Here is a 16,370-nt window from a genome sequence, read left to right as displayed (position 1 = left end):
GCGCATCTCAAGCAAAGGAGGATCACAGCATGGCAATGCCTTATCCCGACAGCCATAACCAGATTCAGACCATGCCGATTCCGAAGAAAAAGCGAAAGGTGCAGCTCTACGCCCTGCTGTTTATTCTGCCGTCGCTCATCTTGTATACGCTCTTCGTGATCGTGCCGACGGCAAGCAGCGTCTATCTCAGCTTTACCTCCTGGGATGGCGTAAGCAGTGACGTTCACTACATCGGATTGGCCAACTTCGTGGAGATCTGGCACAGCGATCGGGTGCACAATGCGCTGAAGAACACGCTGATTCTGACGGTGTCGCTCGTCGTCCTCGAGAACGTGGCCGCCCTGCTGCTGGCGGTGCTGGTGGATCAGGTGCGCTGGTTCCGCAATCTGTTCCGCAGCATCTTTTATTTTCCCGTCCTGATGAGCGGGGTGGTCATGGGGTTTATCTGGACGATCATACTGAATTACAATTTCGGCGTCTTCAATCAAATATTGGATAAAATTGGACTGTCCTCGCTTATGGTCGATTGGCTGGGAAGTCCGAAATACGCAATGGTATCGATCATTTTGTCCACAGTCTGGAAATCGGCAGGCTATTATATGATCATTTACCTCGCCGGCCTGCAGAGCATTTCCGCCGATCTGACGGAGGCCGCCTCCATAGACGGGGCGAACCGGTGGCAGCAGTTCCGGCACGTGACGTTTCCGCTGCTCGCCGGATCGATGACCGTATGCTCGGTATTGTCCATGATCAGCTCGCTGAAAATTTTCGACCAAATCGCGGTGATGACCGACGGCGGGCCCGGATTTGCTACCGAAACGCTGACCTACATCATTTATAAAGTCGGTTTCGGCGAAATGCGGCAGGGATTCGGAACCGCCATGGCGATGGTGCTGTTCCTGCTGATCCTGGTTATTACGGTCATCCAGGTGAAGTTTTTGCGGAAAAGGGAGGTGCAGCTGTAATGATGGAACAGCGGCGCAAATGGAACGACGTGCTGATGTTTATCGTGACCTTGATTCTGGCCGTCATCTTTTTCTTTCCGATTTTCTTTAACCTCATGTCCGCCTTCAAGAGCAATCCGGAAATTATGCGGGACGCCATCGCCTTTCCCAAGTCGCTCTATTTGGAGAGCTTTAAGTACCTGCTGACTGAAACGGACTACCCGAAAGCGATGATCAACAGCGTTCTGCTGACCGTGCTCTCGATCCTGTTCATGGTGCTGATCATCCCGATGGCGGGCTATGCGATCGAGCGCCATAACAAGCGCTGGACGGGTTTCGTGTTCGTCTTCTACCTGGCCGGGATGATGATTCCGTTCCAGGCGTACATGATTCCGCTCTTTAAGGAACTGAAAATGCTCGGCATGTACGGCAACCTGATCGGGCCGATCGCCATTTATGTGTCCGGCTCGGTGGGCTTCGGCTGTCTGCTGTACACCAGCTTCCTCAAAGGGGTTCCGCGCGAAATTGAGGAGTCGGCCGCTATCGACGGGTGTTCGCGGTACGGCATCTTCTGGCGCATCGTTTTCCCGCTGCTCGGTCCGTGTACTGCAAGCATGGTCGTGCTGCAGGGGCTGGGGATCTGGAACGACTTCCTGATGCCGATGCTGGTGCTGCCTTCCGGACAGCCTAAAACGATGATCGTGGAAATCTTCTATTACGTCGGCGAGTTTTCGTCGCGCTGGGATATGATTTTTGCCGGGACGACGATGTCGATCGTGCCGGTGCTGATCGTGTTTATTTTCCTGCAAAAGTACTTTGTAAAGGGCCTCGCGTCCGGCGCAATCAAGGGGTGAGTCATAGATGGTTAAGAACAATGTGAAAAAGCCGGCGACGCCGGCCGGAGTGACGGCGGAGGAGCGGCAGTGGCTGGATGACGTATGGGATAAGCTGCAGGTGAAAATGTTGGCCGAAGTGGACCGGATCGGCGACCGGATTCCGTATATTCCGGAGAACGGCGCATATCGCGAAGATAAGGCCGAGACGGATATATACTGGTGGACCAACGGGTTCTGGCCGGGGATGCTCTGGCAGATGTATCACGCCACAGGGGAAGCGAAGTACCGGGCGGCGGCTGAGAGCGTCGAGCGCAAGCTGGACGCCGCGCTGGAAGGCTACGACGGCCTTCATCATGACGTCGGCTTTATGTGGCTGCATTCGGCGGTCGCCAATTACCGCCTGACCGGCAGCGCCCGCGCCAAAACACGCGGCATGCATGCAGCGAATGTGCTCGCCGGACGCTACAACCCGGCGGGCCGGTTCATCCGCGCCTGGAACGACGACTGCACCGGGTGGATCATCGTCGACTGCATGATGAACATCCCGCTGCTGTATTGGGCAAGCCGCGAGACGGGCGATCCGCGCTTCGGTGTTATCGCACGGCAGCATGCCGACACGACGCTGGCGAACGTCGTCCGTCCGGACGGCTCGTGCAACCACATCGTCATCCTCAGCCCGGAGGACGGCTCGTTTGTGGAAGCGCCGGGAGGCCAGGGATACGGGACCGGCTCCGCCTGGTCCCGCGGGCAGGCGTGGGCGCTGTACGGCTTCGCGCTGAGCCACCGTCATACGGGCGAAGCCCGGTACCTCGAGGCGGCCAAGCGGGTCGCGCATTATTTCATCGCGAACGTGGCGGCGTCGGGCTATGTCCCGCTGGTCGACTTCCGGGCTCCGGCCGAGCCGGTGGCCTGGGACACGACCGCCGGCATGTGCGCGGCCTGTGGCTTGCTGGAAATCGCCGAGGCCCTGCCAGCGCTGGAGAAGCCGCTGTATGTAAATGCCGCGCTTCGCATCCTGCAGGCCACGGACGAGCGCTTCTGCAATTGGAATCCGGCCGAAGACGCCATCGTGGGCGGCGGAACCGGTTCGTATCACGGGCGCAACGGGGATTACGCCGTGCCGATCATCTATGGGGACTATTTTCTGATCGAAGCGGTGCTCCGTCTGAAAGGAATGGATTTCCTGATCTGGTGAACGGGTGGGCGAACCCAGTCCGAATGCCGATCTCTAAATAAGAAACCGAAAGACCCTGTCCACCTGTTGGCGGGGTCTTTATTCAACTGCCAAAAAAAGCGGCACATCGGCCTAAAGAAACTGCATTCCAGGGATGGTTGCCATTTTTTAAGATAAGAAGGGAAGGCCGGTCGTCTATATCAGAACAAATTTGTAAGCGGATTCATCGATTCCCGTATCCAAAGGAGGAATGCGAGGAAGCATACCAGCCCGAAGCGCTGGAGCTGAGGAGGGTAGTTGACAGAGCGGATTGACTAAAACGGCAGTACATTTTCAGAAGGAAAGGAAGATGATCATGGAAGTGAAGCATAAGGCTCCGTTCAGTCAGGTTTGGAGGCGTGCGGGCATCGTGCTGTTGACGATTTCGCTGCTGATCCCGCTGTTCCCTTCAAACCGGGTGGCGGCAGAGACCGCATCCGGTAACAGAGATGCTGCAATGACAGACTACAGGGTGGATATTCATGAAACCGTCAGCAGCGGATTCAAGCACCCCGGCGTCGGATTGACGAAAGAGATTCTGGAGAACGTGCGGACTCAGGTCCTGGAAAAAAAGGAGCCCTGGTATTCCTATTACCAAGCGATGCTTATCTCCTCGTCCGCAGCGAAGGATGTCACCTCCAGCAATCAGAGTGCGGCCGATCCGTCCAAGCCGGGCAGCGACGCATTCGACAGCCAGGGGATCAACTCCAGATTTATTGCCGACGGGCTGAAAGCTTACACGCAAGCGCTGCTGTACTATATTTCTGGAGACGAGACATACCGCGGAAATGCGCTGCACATCATCCGGATCTGGTCCCAGATGGATCCGGCTAAATACAAGTATTTTCAGGATGCCCACATCCACACGGGAATTCCGCTGAACCGGATGGTGACCGCGGCGGAAATTCTGAGATATACCAGTTACCGTACAGAGAGCCTGAAGTGGACGGAGCAGGATACGGCCGATTTTACGAACCATCTGATCACACCGGTGATCGAGACCTTCCAGCATGACAACAACCATTTCATGAATCAGCATACGTATCCGCTGCTCGGGGCGATGGCGGGCTATATTTTTACTGACAACCGTGATCGGTACAATGAGGGCGTCGAATGGTTCACCGTCAACAAAACCGCTGTAAATCAGGGGATTAACGGCTCCATCCAAGCGCTCTTTCGCTTGGTGGATACCGATGCCGTGACGGGTGAAAAGCTCACAACCCCGCGCGTACAGCATGTCGAAATGGGAAGGGACCAAGCCCATGGCGGCGGTGATCTGAACAATGCGGCCATTCTGTCGCGGCTGCTGCTGGCACAGGGAACGAAGGTGGACCCTGTCAAAGGCACGGTTTCAACCGCCAACAACGCTGTGAACTCATATGAATTTTTGAATAACCGGATCTTGAGCGCGGCCGATTATTTCAGCCGTTACATGCTGGGCTACGATACCCCGTGGACCCCGGTGGCCGCGAGTACGGATCCGGACGGCAAGCCGCTCATCATCTACAAGCAGCTGTCCGAAATGTACCGGGGGAGAATGGTCACGACGAATTTTTGGGACATCTACTTCTATTACAAGTACACCGAGGGCATGAACCTGAAGAAGGAGGCTCCTTATCTGACCGAAATGTTCGAGAAGCGCCCGCCATCCAACTATTATTACAAAGGCAATCTGGAACAGGCGTGGGACAACGTCGACGGAGGCGGGGACTTCTGGCTGTACATTCCGAAAAAGGCCGGCGCCGAAGGGAATAAGCTTGTTCCCAAAGCGCAGCAAGACAGCGCGCGGATCGACGTTGAGGAGCGCTATACGGCATTTGACAAAAATGCAGCGACACGGAAGGACGGGGACGTTTCGTATATCGAGGTCAAAGCCACGGAGAACGGCAGCTGGCTGGCGCCGCTGAACGTGGCTTACGGCGACCGCTCGAAGCCGCTCCTGGTCGGCTTGAGGTTCCGGACGAACGGCCCGGCGCAGCTAGCGATGAGCAGGGCGATGGGCTCCGCGCCTTATCATACGCTGACGCTGCCGGATACCAAGGGCGAGTGGAGGTACATCACTTATGATATGGGCATCGATCATGTGACGTACAGTCAGGTCGACCCCAACCACAGCATCGTGTACTGGAAGGTGTCCGGCCCCGGAACAAAAGTAAGCATCGACAGCCTGAACGTCAAGGCAGGGGAGCAGCTGACGCCACCGGTATTTAAGGCGGGAAGCGGCGATCTGGAGCGGGTCACTTCTGTGGGTGCCGCAACGTCTTATGATTTTTCCGCCACCGATCCGGGTTCAAACGATCGCGTGACCTACGAGACGGAGGGGCTGCCGGCGGGCGCCGAGCTGGATCCGGGTACCGGCGCGTTCCGTTATAAGCCTGAGCAGGCCGGCACTTACGCCTTCACCGTCACAGCCACCGACGGAACGACCGTCGCGACACGGAACGTCCGCTTCGACGTGACAGAAGACAGGAAGTCTGCCGTGGATGCCGCGGCAGCAAATTATGACTCCAACACAGGTTACGTGTCTTCGTCCCTGGAACACTTTAAGCAGACCTATGCTGATGCCTTGGCTTCCATCGGGGAAGCAAGCGACGAGCTCTTTGACCGCAAGCTGTCCGACGTTCTGCGGGCGGCGAAGGAACTTGAGCCGTTAACCCCGCATCTTTCCGACGGAAGCCTGGATTATACGGCGGGGGTCGTGGTGACTTCCTCCTTCGGTGATTACCTGAGCAGTCTGACGGATGGGGACGATAATACTTTTGCGGCCTATGGACTGGCTGCCGATCTGTTCCACACGATCGATTTCGGCAGCAGCTTCAAAGTGTCCGCAGACGCCTTCCAGATCCAGGGACGGCGAAGCTTTCCGGAGCGGATTGCGGGCATCGCGGTGTTCGGTTCCAATGACGGCGAGACCTGGACCCGCTTAACGTCCGGGTCGACCGGGCTCACGGAGGACATGCAAAGGCTAGAGGTCGACGAGGCTTACCGGCAGGAGCCGTTCCGCTATTTGAAGATGCAGATGATCGCACCGCAGAGCACCATGCTTGAAGTGAGCGAATTCCGGATCGAGGGACAGCGCCACGAAATCCACAACGATCTGGACTCGGTGTCGATTGCATCGGAACATGCCCTGAAGCAGCGGATCGTTCCCGGCGACCCGGTTCAGCTATCTTTTACTTCCAAGGAGACGATCAGCCAAGTGAGGGTCAGTATCCAGGGTGAGGAGGCCGAAGTCCGTACGGATGATCAGCGTCATTGGACGGCGGACACCGTATTATCGGATGACGCACCCACCGGGAACGTCAAGTTTAACATTACCTATACCAAGGCAGACGGAACGCCGGGAACACCGCAGGTATTGACGACGGATAACTCGAAGCTGTTCGTCAGCCGGAACGATGACGTCATCGATGTCCTGCAAGCGGCCGATTTCATCGATTCAACCGGGCGGGCGGCGGCGGACACCCTTAAAAATGTCGCGAATCTGTTCGATGCCGATGCCGGTACCATTTCCGACTTCCGCCTGAACGGGGGCGGGGCCGGCGGATATATCGTTTTTGACTTGAAAGAGGGCCATCAAGCACAGCTCACAGGCGTTGAGCTGATGGCAAGGCAGGACAGTTATTTTTCACGGATCAAAGGGACGGTCGTCCAAGGGTCCAACGATCTGACGGAGTGGACGGCGTTAACATCGCCGGCGCAATCTACCGCAGACTGGCAGGTGCTGCCGATCAACGGAAAGGAAGCCTACCGCTACATCCGGATGTACAACGCCGGCACCTGGTTTGGCAATATGGCGGAGCTGCGGCTTCACGGCACGGTGCAGTCCTCGCTCGGGCGTTAAGCTTGTCGAAGCCGAAATCGGCTCGGCAGCCACGTCATTCCGCCTGCGTGCCGAAAAGTCACGTACGTATACGATTACGTACACGCCGTCCGATCAAGCGGGCAATCAAACAGCCTGTACGGTCACCGTCACAGTGTCGCATAATCATTCCGGCGATTCGCCGAACACAGATGGGGTAGAAAAAAGCCTTGGAGAGGATGAAAAGGCTCCGATGGCGGAGCTCTGAACTCGAAAGCAGGTTATGGTACACAGGGATGGGAATGAACCCGCTGCCCGACGGACAATGCATGTCCGCCGGGCAGTTTTTTTAGGTATAAGAATGGTAAAAGCTTCAGCGGCTTGGCTTCCTTAATTCCCCAGAGAAACTACCGATTGTCTACATTGAATGTACATCAATAGACGTTTTTATGGGGATTGCGTATAAACCCGAATACTAGGGACAATGCATTTCCCATATAAATAGGTAGTAGAGGATGTGCATCTATCACAACGATGGGGATGAAAGGAGGGAGCCGAAATCGTCTCGTCCATCGGAAAAGTAGTTCTGAGAAAAGAATCCGGGCAGAAAGTGACCGGGGCGGCCCGTTACACGGGAGATACCTCGAAACCCGGCCTGCTGCACGCCGCCTTGGCTGTCTGCCCGCATGCCCATGCCCGGATGCTGTCGATCGATACCTCCGCGGCCCGGAGTATTCCGGGCGTCCGTGCGGTCATCACAGGAGAGGATTTCCCGGTGCTCACCGGTTCTCCGCTGGAAGACCGGCCGCCGCTGGCCATAGACAAGGTGAGGTATTTCGGCGAGCCGGTTGCCGTGGTGGTGGCGGATGCGGAATATATCGCGGAAATGGCGGCGCTGCAGGTCCGCGTGGAATACGAGACGCTGCCGCTTGTTCAGTCCCCGCTGGAGGCCTATAAGCCGGGCGCACCGCTCATTCATGAACGTCTGGCCGAGTATAAGCATTATGAGGAGGTGTATCCGGAGCCCGGTACCAACGTTGCAAGCCGCAACCGGATCCGCAAAGGAAACATGGAGGAAGGATGGAGCCGCAGCGTCCACACGATCGAGGTCCGGGTGAGCATGCCGCAATCGGACCATGCCGCGATGGAACCGCGCTGCAGTACGGCGGAGCTGCTGCCGGACGGCAAAGCCGTCATCCATTCCGCCTCGCAGTCTCCCTACATCATCCGCAGCCAAATCAACAGATACTTTCATATCCCGCTGCAGCAAATCATCGTTCACACCCCGCTCGTTGGCGGTGGGTTTGGCGGGAAGGCGGCCGTTCAGCTGGAGTTTCTCGCTTTTCTGGCTTCAAGGGCCGTAGGGGGAAAAGCGGTCAAGCTGGTCAATTCAAGGGAGCGCGACATGGTCTCTTCCCCGGTGCATATCGGGCTGGAATCGAGAGTCAGGTTGGGCTGTACCGCCGAAGGAAAAATCGCTGCCGCGGAAATTACGCACTGGTTTGACGGAGGAGCCTACTCGGACCGGGGACCGATCATGAGCAAGGCGGGAGCCAGCGACTGCTCGGGTCCGTACCGAATCGACAATCTGCAGTGCGATTCGCTCTGCATGTATACGAATCACCCGTATTCCACTTCATTTCGCGGGTTTGGACATCCCGAGCTGACGTTTGCCATAGAGCGGGCTATGGATGTCATGGCCGCACGCCTCAACATGGATCCGCTGGAGTTCCGCTTTCTGAATGCGATCGGGCCCGGTGATACGACGCCGACACAAACGCTGCTGGACCGCAGTACGGTAGGCAATCTCCCGATGTGTATCGCCAAGCTGAAAGATATGATCCGATGGGATGAGCAGCCCTTGATTGAAGCAAAAGGCCACTTTGTCAAAGCCAGGGGCGTATGCTGTATGTGGAAAAATTCCAATACCCCCGCCGATGCCGGTGCGGGGGCGGTCATCATTTTCAATGCCGATGGCAGCGTGAATTTGCTTTGCGGTGCTGTGGAGATCGGGCAGGGCACGCGGACGTCCCTCACCCAAATGGTAGCCGAGCTGCTCCGAATGGATGTGCATAAAGTATCGATCAGCACTGACGTCAATACGGAGACCGAGCCGCAGCTGTGGAAAACCGTTGCAAGCCGCAGCACTTTTCTGGTCGGCAACGCGATTCGGGCGGCGGCGCACGATGCCATCGTACAGCTGAAGAACACGGCTGCCCGGGTACTTCAGCTCCCGCCGGCCGAGCTGGAAATCGGAGGCGGAAGGGTTTACAGTAAGCGGGATCCGGGGATCGGCATAGAGATCACCAAGATTGCCCTTGGATACAAACTTCCGGAGGGGGGGACGATTGGAAGCCAGGTCATCGGACGCGGCAGTTATGCGATGCGGGATATTAAGGAGCTGGACCCGATGACCGGCAAAGGAAAACCGGGCCCGGAATGGACGGTCGGCGCACAGATGGTGGAGGTGGAGCTGGATACGAGGGATTATAGCTATCGGATCCTGCAGGCGGCAACCGTTATTGATGCCGGCAGGGTGATCAATCCGGTTTTCGCCCGCGGCCAAATCACTGGAGGCATGAGCATGGGACTGGGCCTTGCCAGCAGGGAGGCCTTTGCGTTCAATGAAGAGGCCCAGGTGCAGAATCCGCAGTTCCGGACTTATCACATGTTGCGTTACGGAGAGCAGCCGGCGTATTTCGTCGATTTCGTCGAAACGCCGAATGCGGAGGCGCCATTCGGCCTGCGGGGCATCGGCGAGCATGGCATTATCGGCATGCCTGCTGCACTGGCAAACGCTTTGTCGGCAGCAACGGGCATCGCGCTAAATCGGCTTCCGCTTACCCCGGAGCGGATCTGGAGGACGGCCCATGATACCCTTTGACTTTGAATATTACCGGCCGTCTTCGGTGAAAGAGGCGGCAGATGCCTATCAGGCGCTGCAAGCCCAGGGCAAACAGCCGATGTATTGGTCCGGAGGGACGGAAATCATTACGATGGCCAGGCTGAACGAGGATCGCCCGGGTGCGGTCGTCGATTTAAAGGCGATCCCCGAATGCAATGTCATGGAATACCGCGAAAATGACCTGATCATCGGCGGCTGTGTCACGTTGTCCGCCGTTACCGGATCGAACTTCTTCCCGCTGCTCGGCAGGGCGGCCCAGGGCGTCGCCGACCAGACGTCCCGTAACAAAATTACGCTCGGCGGCAACCTGTGCGGCCGAATCTATTACAGGGAAGCGGTTCTCCCGCTGCTTGTGGCCGACAGCCGCCTGGTCATCGCAGGGAAAGGCGGCGTCAGGGAGGCTGCGATCCACGAAGTCTTCCGCGGGCAGATCCGTCTGGAACCCGGAGAATTTCTGCTGCAGACCGTGACCGACCGTGAATTCGTATCTCTGCCGTCCGTTCATGTGAAGAAGCGGCAGATCGGTAATGTCGGTTACCCGTTGGTGACCTTGGTTGCCGTGAAAAAGGGTAGCCGCATCCGCGCGGCATTCAGCGGGATTTGCGGGTTCCCGTTCCGTTCGGCCTCCATCGAGCAGGTGCTGAATACCCCCGGGCTATCGGCGGAAGAGCGGGCCCGCCAGGCAGCCGGACGGCTCCCGGCACCGCCGCTGACCAATACGGAAGGCACGGCCGATTACCGGCTCTTTTTATTTAGGCAAACCGTCAAAGACGCCATTCATGCTTTGGAAGGAAGGTGAACGTCCTGGAAAGCGCAAGCTCGAACTCGAATGCGATCTACCCGCTGGAGATGGAGGTCAACGGGGAGCGCAGGTGGCTCTGGGTCCGTGCGGCGGAGACGCTGCTGCATACCCTTCGGGACCACCTTGGCTTAACCGGGTGCAAGCCCGGCTGCGAGAACGGGGACTGCGGCGCCTGCACTGTCATCCTGAACGGGCTGCCGATGAAGTCCTGCCTGATGCTCGCCGTAGAGGCGGACGGACAGCGCATCACCACGATTGAAGGGCTGAAGCATTCGCCGGTCCAGGAACAATTTGTCCTGAAGCAGGCATTCCAATGCGGCTACTGCACGTCGGGATTTATCATGAACGGTCACGGGCTGCTGAGCGCGCATCCGGACGCGGATCCGGAGACGATCCGGCTGTGGCTGGAATCGAACATATGCCGCTGCACCTCGTATGAAGAAATTCACGGGGCGATCATGGCGGCGCTGGCAGCGAACAAGGAAGGCGGCCCGGCAGACGGCAGCAGCTAAAAGGAGGAACACGCTTGGAAGACATTCATCGGATTCTGGAAGCACTTCAGCAGTGCGGACAACGCAGCGTGCTGGCGACCATTACCCGGGTGAAGGGCAGCGCCTACCGTAAAGAGGGCGCATCCATGCTGCTGTTCGAGGACGGAACGCAGATCGGCGTGCTGAGCGCCGGCTGCCTGGAAGCGGATATCGCAGCCCGCGTGCCGGAGCTGTTGGCAGCCGGGGTTCCGTGCACCTATACATTCGACTTGGACACTGCCGATCCGCTGTCCTGGGGGGAAGGACCGGGCTGCGGAGGCGTGATCCAGGTTACGGCTGTGGCCGTCGGCGACCAGCTGCGGGGGCATCTGCAGATGCTGAAGGAGTATTTGGACGATCAGACCGAAGTCATGCTGATTCTAAAAAATAGCGCGGAACCCTTGGCTGCCGGATACAGCTTTGTCACCAGCTCCAGGCACCGGTTCGGCGAATGGCCGGGAGCGTTTCCCGAGGCTCTGCTGGATTGGGCAGCTGCCCGGATAGGGCGGCGGAGCGGTATGCAGAACGTGCCGGGAGAGGCGGAGGAAGTGTTCGTCCACACGTATTTCCCCAAACCCCGGCTGACCCTGTTCGGTGCCGGGCCGGATGCCAGGCCTTTGGCCTCCTTTGCGGCCGCCGCCGGATTCACGGTTACCGTCGCCGATTGGAGGGCAGCCCTGTGCGACCGAAGCTTTTTTCCGGATGCCCACACGCTGCTTGACGGCTTCCCGGAGGAAACGGCCGGACGGATGCGGTGGACGCCAAACGATTACGTCGTCATCATGACGCATCACTTCCGGAGGGACCGGGAGCTCATCCGATTCCTCTCCAGCCATAACCTGGCATATGTTGGTCTCCTAGGCTCGAAACGCAGAACGCAGCGGCTTCTTGAAAGCGGCTCATTGCCGGACCATTGGCACGCCCCCGTAGGTTTGCCGATCGGAGCAGAAGGTCCGGAGGAAATCGCCTTCAGCATCGTGGCCGAATTAATCCAGGTGTACCGAACTTCCCGAAAGAGGCGCTTATCTTATGAAGCGACATAGTGTCCATGGCATTTATTTGGCGGCGGGACAAAGCAGCCGGATGGGAACGAATAAGCTTGGTCTGCCGCTGAGGGGAATTGCGCTTGGCAATCATGCTCTGCTTGCCGCTCTGGAGGCCGGACTGGCGCATATATGGATCGTGACTACCGAAGGGAAGGCGGATTGGATGGACGCAGCCCTTGGCAGCGACCGCTTTAGACCAAAGTGGACGCTTGTCCGCTGTCCGGATGCGCATTCAGGACAGGCGCATTCGATCCGGTGCGGGGTGGAGGCGGCGATGACCGCGGGGGCCGAAGCGGTCATGATTTTGCTCGCCGACCAGCCCTGCGTCACATCTGCAATGATCAACGAACTGCTCTGCCGCTACGATCAGGCATCGGAACGGGAAAAGATTCATTTCGCCGCCGCGGAGTTCGGCGGTCTGGCGAGACCGCCGGTCATTTGCCACCGGCGGATGTTTCCGGAGCTGCTCCGGCTGCAAGGGGACCAGGGAGCCCGGCAGCTGATCCGTCACGGAAGGCCGGGGATCTCTGTCCCTTTCGGATCGCCGGATCTGTTCCTCGACGTGGACACACCGGAGGACTACGGGCTGCTGCGGGACAAGGAGATCGATTCCCCGCCAAAATCCTGAAGCAGCTGCCCGGCATTCATATACAGGGCGAGAGGGTACTGCTCCTGCTCCCAATGCGCCGGAGCGTGAAGGCTCAAGCTGACCTTGCCGGCGCTGCCGTCTGTGGAGATGCCGGGGCCGGTATGCCATCGCTTGATCATCTGGGCGAGTTCTTGCAGGTAGTCGGCCCATTGCTGCTGCTGCTCCCGGGTAAAATGGCCGGTCTGCGACCACTGCCCCAGCACCCGGATCATATCCGACAGATTGGCGTAGCCCGAACGCAGCTGCTCCATCTGCCGGGTCAGGCGGTTCAGCAGATCGCGCTTCTTGGCGGCAAAAGGGTGGTACCGCAAGCTCTGGGCTGCCTTGTCCAGCTCGGTGGTCGCTTGGTGCAGCTCCTGAAACAGCGCCTGCCAAGTCCATTTCAGCGTTTGCGCTTCACTTGGAGGACATCCCTTCTCCACCCATTGCCCGGCCTTGATAAAATGACTTGCCAAATGGTCCGCGAAGCGGGTCATTTTTTGCTTGGCGGATGGGATGGAATCCGGCGGGAACAGCAGCGACTGCACCAATACCGCTAACACGGCGCCGATGATCGTATCCCGGATCCGGTCGAACGAATAGCTGGGCATTTTGTGCTGAAAGAACAGCACGAGCAGAATGCTGAGGGCCACCTGTGTCACCATGGTGTGGTCCAGCCTCAGGCGCTGGATGGAAAAGGCCGCGACCAACAGGCACGCTCCGATGCTCCATCCGTTCAGGGGGAGCCAGGGCGTTACACAGAGCGTCAGCAGGACGCCGGCAACCGTTCCCAATACACGCTGCCAGGCGAACTGCATCGATTGGCTGACCGTGGCCTGTACGGACAATATCGCGGTCAGCGGGGCGAGATAAGGATGTGATGAGCCCGTCCACTTTGCAGCCTCCCATGACAGCGCCGCAGCCAGCGGCATTTTCCAGACGACACCGCTGTTTTTGATCATATTCCATAGATTGTCACTCATTCGTTGTGCAGCCCCATTTTACTTATTGTTGCTGCTATTGTTCCCATGGAATCAGGGGAGTAAACTCGCAAGGCAGGTGCGCTACTTTCTTTTTCGGTAGCCGCTCGGGGTGGCCGATACGAATTTTTTGAACTGCCGCATGAAGTGGGTTTCGTTCTCATATCCGCACATCTTGGCGATGCCGCCGATGGAGAGGGAGCTGTTATCCAGCAAATACTTCGCGTACTCTAGCCTGCTGTTGATCATATCTGACGAGACCGAGCATCCGAACAAATCCTTGTACAGATGCTGAAAATAAGATTTGCTCAGGTTGACGCTGGCCGCGAGCTCGTCCAGGGAGTAGGAGGCCTGCGGTGAACGGTACAGCTCGCTGCGGATTTCCGACAGCTGGTGCAAATACCGGCCGGCATTTCCCTGGGCAGGGGGCACGTGCCGCCAATTGGCGAGCTTCATCAGCAGGCTGCGCAGGTCCAGGTCGATAATTTCCAAACGGTGGGGCCCGCCCAGCCAGTTCACGTTTTGAAGCTCCATGATGCCCCGGGACACGGACGCCGGGTAAGCCGCATCGGCCGGACGGTCAAGCGGAAGCTGAAGCTGCTGCAGATATGCGCCAAGCTCCGTTCCTTCACAGTGGAACCAGTCGTTGACGAAGGGCTTCTCCAAGTCCCGGTACATGTAAGGCGTGCTGGGCTGCATCAAGATGTAGGCATTGTTATCCACGGTGTAAGCCGTGCCGTCAATCACCACTTCCGCCTTGCTCCGAAAAAGGACAAAAGCGTAATTCCCGGCCCCGCTGCTGCGGTCGATCCGGATCCCGTCCGAGTGAACGAAGTTGTGCCCGCAGCTGACTAATTGAATCATAAATGCCTCCTCCATAAAAAGCACGATAGGTCAGTTTTTGGCCAGTATAAATCATTGTGGCATAACGTACAAGCTACTATACTGTGTGGGAGAAAACCGGGAAAGAGGAGGCTATTGGATGAGCAGCATATTAAACGTGGATACGATTAAAGGCAAAATCAATAAAAACATTTACGGACACTTCTCGGAGCATTTGGGGCGGTGCATTTACGAAGGCATCTGGGTCGGGGAGGATTCGCCGATTCCGAACACGAACGGCATCCGCAATGACGTCGTGGAGGCGCTGAAGCAAATCCGGGTACCGGTGCTGCGCTGGCCGGGCGGCTGTTTTGCGGACGAGTACCATTGGAAGGACGGCATCGGACCGCGGGAAAACCGCAAACGGATGATTAATACCCACTGGGGCGGCGTGGTGGAGAACAATCACTTCGGTACGCATGAATTCATGGAATTATGTGCCCAAATCGGCTGTGAGCCTTATATTAACGGCAATGTTGGAAGCGGTACCGTGCAGGAAATGTCGGAATGGGTGGAGTACCTGACCTTCGGAGGCGTATCGCCGATGGCAGAGCTGCGCGAAGAGAACGGGCGCGAACAGCCTTGGTCGGTCACCTATTTTGGCGTAGGCAATGAAAACTGGGGCTGCGGCGGCAACATGCGGCCGGAATATTATGCGGATTTGTACCGCCAGTACCAGACGTATGTCCGCAACTACGGGGACAACCGGATTCACCGCATCGCCTGCGGCCCGAACTCGGACGATTACAACTGGATGGACGTGCTGATGCGTGAGGCCGCACGGTATATGGATTCCATTACGCTGCACTATTATACCGTCCCGGGAACATGGGGGAACAAGGGGCCGGCTACCGGATTCAGCCGCGAAGAATGGTTCACCACGCTGGAAAAGGCGCTGTTTATGGATGAGCTCATCACCAAGCACAGCACGATTATGGACAAATATGACCCTGACCAACGGATCGGACTGATCGTCGACGAATGGGGAACCTGGTATGACGTGGAACCGGGAACCAATCCGGGATTCCTGTATCAGCAAAACTCGCTTCGGGACGCGCTCGTGGCGGGATTGACCCTGAACATTTTCCATAAGCACTGCAACCGGGTGCGGATGGCCAACATCGCCCAGACGATCAACGTGCTGCAGGCAGTCATTTTGACCGAAGGCGAAAAAATCGCCCTGACCCCGACGTACCATGTGTTCGATATGTATAAAGTGCATCAGGATGCGGAGCTGCTGGATCTGAATCTGGAAAGCGGTACATACAGCGCCTTCGGCCGGTCCATTCCGGAAGTGACGGGAACCGCCTCGCGGGACGCCGAAGGAAAAATCCATATCAGCTTGTGCAATTTGAACGACGAGAGCGCTTCGACCGTAACGATCGATCTGCGCGGCATTTCGGCGGCATCGCTGACGGTGACCGGAACGACGCTGACCTCGGAGGAGCTGGATGCGCATAACACGTTTGAACAGCCCGACCGGATCGCGCCGAAGCCGTTTGATGCGTACAAGACGGATGGGACGCATCTGGTCGTCGAGCTGCCTTCCAAGTCGGTGACTGTGCTCGAACTGGTCTAAGCAGTCTGCTTTGGGCTTGCCGGCGGGATGCGGGGGATAGGCGTACCGCTTCGCCGCAAGTGGAGCATCCGATCCATCTTAGGATTGCATGACAACCGCGTGCAGCGGAAGTTTTTCTTGCCATCCGGATCATGAAGGACAGCAGTAATACGTTCCATTAATAAAAAAGGCAATCTCCACAGCGCTGTTGTGAACAGCCCCGGAGATTGCCTTTTGTTGTAGT

The 16,370-nt window shown here is 57.6% G+C and carries 12 protein-coding genes; 10 read left to right on the top strand and 2 right to left on the bottom strand.

The genetic code is table 11. The annotated features are described in order from the left end of the window. Window positions 1-29 precede the first annotated feature (29 nt). The 9 genes from K2F33_RS30060 to K2F33_RS30020 all read left to right on the top strand — a co-directional run bounded on the left by K2F33_RS30060 (window position 30) and on the right by K2F33_RS30020 (window position 12,706). Window positions 30-965 carry a carbohydrate ABC transporter permease gene (locus K2F33_RS30060; protein WP_076168716.1) on the top strand — a complete coding sequence of 312 codons (936 nt, stop codon included), beginning with the start codon at window positions 30-32 and terminating at the stop codon, window positions 963-965. 2 nt (window positions 966-967) lie between these two features. After that, on the top strand, window positions 968-1,798 hold the full coding sequence (locus K2F33_RS30055) for a carbohydrate ABC transporter permease (RefSeq protein WP_076169585.1): 831 nt from the start codon (window positions 968-970) through the stop codon (window positions 1,796-1,798). Window positions 1,799-1,805: 7 nt separating this feature from the next. Beyond that, entirely contained in the window at window positions 1,806-2,975 is a 1,170-nt protein-coding gene (locus K2F33_RS30050) for a glycoside hydrolase family 88 protein (RefSeq protein ID WP_263880347.1), read from the top strand. Between the two features lie 328 nt (window positions 2,976-3,303). Further along, the gene (locus tag K2F33_RS30045) at window positions 3,304-6,837 is read left to right on the top strand and encodes a putative Ig domain-containing protein (RefSeq protein ID WP_263880346.1); all 3,534 of its coding nucleotides are present in this window, start codon (window positions 3,304-3,306) and stop codon (window positions 6,835-6,837) included. 568 nt (window positions 6,838-7,405) lie between these two features. Next, window positions 7,406-9,679, top strand: a complete 2,274-nt coding sequence (locus K2F33_RS30040; RefSeq protein ID WP_263880345.1) for a xanthine dehydrogenase family protein molybdopterin-binding subunit — start codon at window positions 7,406-7,408, stop codon at window positions 9,677-9,679. Further along, window positions 9,666-10,499 carry an FAD binding domain-containing protein gene (locus K2F33_RS30035; protein ID WP_263880344.1) on the top strand — a complete coding sequence of 278 codons (834 nt, stop codon included), beginning with the start codon at window positions 9,666-9,668 and terminating at the stop codon, window positions 10,497-10,499. The genes K2F33_RS30040 and K2F33_RS30035 overlap by 14 nt, the downstream gene beginning before the upstream one ends. Window positions 10,500-10,549: 50 nt before the next feature. Then, window positions 10,550-11,014, top strand: a complete 465-nt coding sequence (locus tag K2F33_RS30030; RefSeq protein ID WP_263882480.1) for a (2Fe-2S)-binding protein — start codon at window positions 10,550-10,552, stop codon at window positions 11,012-11,014. Window positions 11,015-11,028: 14 nt separating this feature from the next. Further along, the gene (locus K2F33_RS30025) at window positions 11,029-12,075 is read left to right on the top strand and encodes an XdhC family protein (protein ID WP_263880343.1); all 1,047 of its coding nucleotides are present in this window, start codon (window positions 11,029-11,031) and stop codon (window positions 12,073-12,075) included. Continuing rightward, on the top strand, window positions 12,062-12,706 hold the full coding sequence (locus tag K2F33_RS30020; RefSeq protein ID WP_263880342.1) for a nucleotidyltransferase family protein: 645 nt from the start codon (window positions 12,062-12,064) through the stop codon (window positions 12,704-12,706). The genes K2F33_RS30025 and K2F33_RS30020 overlap by 14 nt, the downstream gene beginning before the upstream one ends. Here the strand turns inward: K2F33_RS30020 and K2F33_RS30015 are convergent. Next, the gene (locus tag K2F33_RS30015) at window positions 12,658-13,689 is read right to left on the bottom strand and encodes an FUSC family protein (protein ID WP_263880341.1); all 1,032 of its coding nucleotides are present in this window, start codon (window positions 13,687-13,689) and stop codon (window positions 12,658-12,660) included. The two genes, K2F33_RS30020 and K2F33_RS30015, sit on opposite strands and share 49 nt — an antisense overlap. A gap of 81 nt (window positions 13,690-13,770) precedes the next feature. After that, window positions 13,771-14,550, bottom strand: a complete 780-nt coding sequence (locus tag K2F33_RS30010; RefSeq protein ID WP_263880340.1) for a helix-turn-helix domain-containing protein — start codon at window positions 14,548-14,550, stop codon at window positions 13,771-13,773. A gap of 118 nt (window positions 14,551-14,668) precedes the next feature. Between K2F33_RS30010 and K2F33_RS30005 the strand changes: the two genes are divergently transcribed. Continuing rightward, entirely contained in the window at window positions 14,669-16,147 is a 1,479-nt protein-coding gene (locus K2F33_RS30005) for an alpha-N-arabinofuranosidase (RefSeq protein ID WP_263880339.1), read from the top strand. The last annotated feature ends 223 nt before the right edge of the window (window positions 16,148-16,370 follow it).

The sequence above is a fragment of the Paenibacillus sp. PSB04 genome (assembly GCF_025809195.1).
In the GTDB taxonomy this organism is placed as follows: Bacteria; Bacillota; Bacilli; order Paenibacillales; family Paenibacillaceae; genus Paenibacillus_AQ; species Paenibacillus_AQ favisporus.
The sequence above is the reverse complement of the archived record's forward strand: the minus strand, read 5'-3'. Positions and strand labels throughout refer to the sequence as shown.